Origin of the sequence: Longimicrobium sp. (genome assembly GCA_036389135.1) — a bacterium.
Classification (GTDB): Bacteria; Gemmatimonadota; Gemmatimonadetes; order Longimicrobiales; family Longimicrobiaceae; genus Longimicrobium.
The window spans coordinates 1-2,128 of sequence record DASVQP010000066.1 but is presented as its reverse complement, the minus strand read 5'-3'; the positions used below and the strand labels follow the sequence as shown (position 1 = coordinate 2,128).

Genomic DNA, 2,128 nt, shown 5'->3' with positions numbered 1-2,128 from the left:
CCGGGAGATGAGAACTCGGGGAGTCCCCGATCCGCTTGCCCGGGCCGCCGCCAAGCACACGCGAAGCTGGTGGAGGATGTCCCGCCACGGCGCGCTCCAAACTGCCCTGCCGGGCAAGCACTTCGAGCAGATGGGCTTGGTCCGGCTTCAACCACACTGACCTCAACTTTCCGAACCGCCGGATGCGGACCCGCATGTCCGGTGGTGTGGGAGGGGTGCAGCCGGGATCACCGGCTGCCCCCTATCCCGATTCATCCCGGGCATCCTGAAAGCGATCTCACACAGAGACGCGGAGATAAACGGAAAGGCGCGGAGAATTACCTTTATCCGTTCTTGCCGTACCCTCTGTGTCTCCGTGTGAGGCCGCGTCTGAGCACAGCGGGGAATGGAACTTGCTTTCGCTCGCCGCTCGAAGACCGGCAATGCACCGCACACATGGAACGCCCGGAGGAAGCGCAAAGTGGCCCTGAATCGCAATACGACGCGCGCCCTGCAGCGGCAGATCGACCTGACCACGGCCGTCTGCCAGGAGCGGCTGCTCGCGACGCATGTCCGCCACGTGCTCGCCCTCGTCGACCTCGTGTCGCCGGACGTCCAGTTCGACTCCGCGCTCGACATCTACTCGCGCATCCTGCGCCTCTCGCCCGAGCAGGCCCGCAACGTGGGGAGCCGCGCGCTCGCCTCGCTGGGGCACCGGGGCGGCCTCCACGAGGCGGAAGACCCCAGCGTGGAGCTGATGGAGGACGACGCGGCCGACCGCGAGGACGCGCGCGCCGCGGCGGCCGCGGGCGCGGCGGGAGGGCGCTTCGACGCCATCTTCGGCCGCGTGCGCCGCCGCATCCGCGGGCGCGTGCACGACAAGCTGCGCGACCGGATCAACCTGGCCACCGCCCGGGCCGAAGACTCGCTCTTCAACACGCACGTGGAGAACGCGCTGATCTTCGCCCGCGCGCTCTCGGACGAGGTGCCGCTCCACGAGTCGGTGGACCTGTACCTGGAGATCATGGCCGTTCCCGAGGGCTACTCGGACGTGGTGTTCAACCGGGCCCTGCGGACGGTGGCGGACGACGCGCTTCCCCCGCTCGCGCCCGCGCGCGCAGTGGGCGCCGCGGGGCAACAGCCCTCCGTGGAGCCGCCGCTGGCGACGGCGTAGGCGGGCGGACGGCGGGGGGATGGCGCCCCCGCGACGTGGACGGTGTGGGACGGAGGGCACCGAACCTGCATGGGCCGGGGCCGGGTAAACGGGGGGCGCAAAAGGGGAGGGGACGGGGTGAGCTGGAGCGCAACCATCTGGGCGGGATTCGTGGCGAGCGTCCTGGCGGCGTGCGTCTTCTGGCTTTTCCGGACGTTCAACCTCACCCTGTTCAGCCCGACCACGCAGATCGGCTGCCTCTTCAGCGAGGAGCCGAAGGTGCCGGTCACGGAAACGGTGGGGCTCGTGCTGTACCTGGGGCTCGGGATGACGGTGGTGGCGGCGGGTTATGGCGCACTGATCCGCCTGCTGGGCGGCTCCGGGTGGGACGCGGGTGTGGTGGTGGGGGCGGTGCACGGCGCGCTCACGGTGGCCGCGCTCCCCCTGCTGGGCAGGGCCAGCCGGTGCGTGCGCAAGGGACGCATTCCGCACCCCGGCACGATGGGACTGAAGTGGGGGACCTCGACGCCGGCGGTGGTGGTTTTGGGGCACATGGTGTACGGGGGCGTCCTGGGAGCGGTGCTGGCGGGCTTCGCGACGGTGAACCCCTAGCCCAAGGAGGTGCCGGAGCTCTCGCGGATACCAATCGGTGAAGGGTGGTGGCGGGGCGCGCGCACGGTGCGCGCGGTGTGTAGTGTGAGGGCGTATGGATGGGCTCCCCGCGGGCGTCTGCCCCGGAAGGAGTTCGGTAACCTGGTTCGGAGAGGACGCGATGAAACGTTTGGTGACATCCGCGCTGGCGGCTGCGGCCCTGGCGGCGGGTACGGTGGGAGACGTACAGGCGCAGGACATGATGGGGCGGCGCGCCAGCCAGTTCGACCTGGGGATCTACGGCGGCGGCGCGTACACGACCGACTGGTTCACCACCCCGGAGCAGGGGGACGAGGAAGAGGGCTGGACCCCCGGGTTCTCCAGCATCTTCGGCGGTCTGGCGAA

At 70.1% G+C, this 2,128-nt stretch carries 3 protein-coding genes; all 3 read left to right on the top strand.

The annotated features are described in order from the left end of the window. Positions 1-460 precede the first annotated feature (460 nt). Positions 461-1,153 (top strand): hypothetical protein, encoded by a 693-nt coding sequence (locus tag VF584_16065; protein ID HEX8211690.1) that lies wholly within the window; start codon positions 461-463, stop codon positions 1,151-1,153. Positions 1,154-1,270: 117 nt separating this feature from the next. Beyond that, on the top strand, positions 1,271-1,744 hold the full coding sequence (locus VF584_16060) for a hypothetical protein (protein HEX8211689.1): 474 nt from the start codon (positions 1,271-1,273) through the stop codon (positions 1,742-1,744). Positions 1,745-1,904: 160 nt separating this feature from the next. Then, a partial coding sequence (locus VF584_16055; GenBank protein HEX8211688.1) for a hypothetical protein occupies positions 1,905-2,128 on the top strand: 224 nt, incomplete at its 3' end.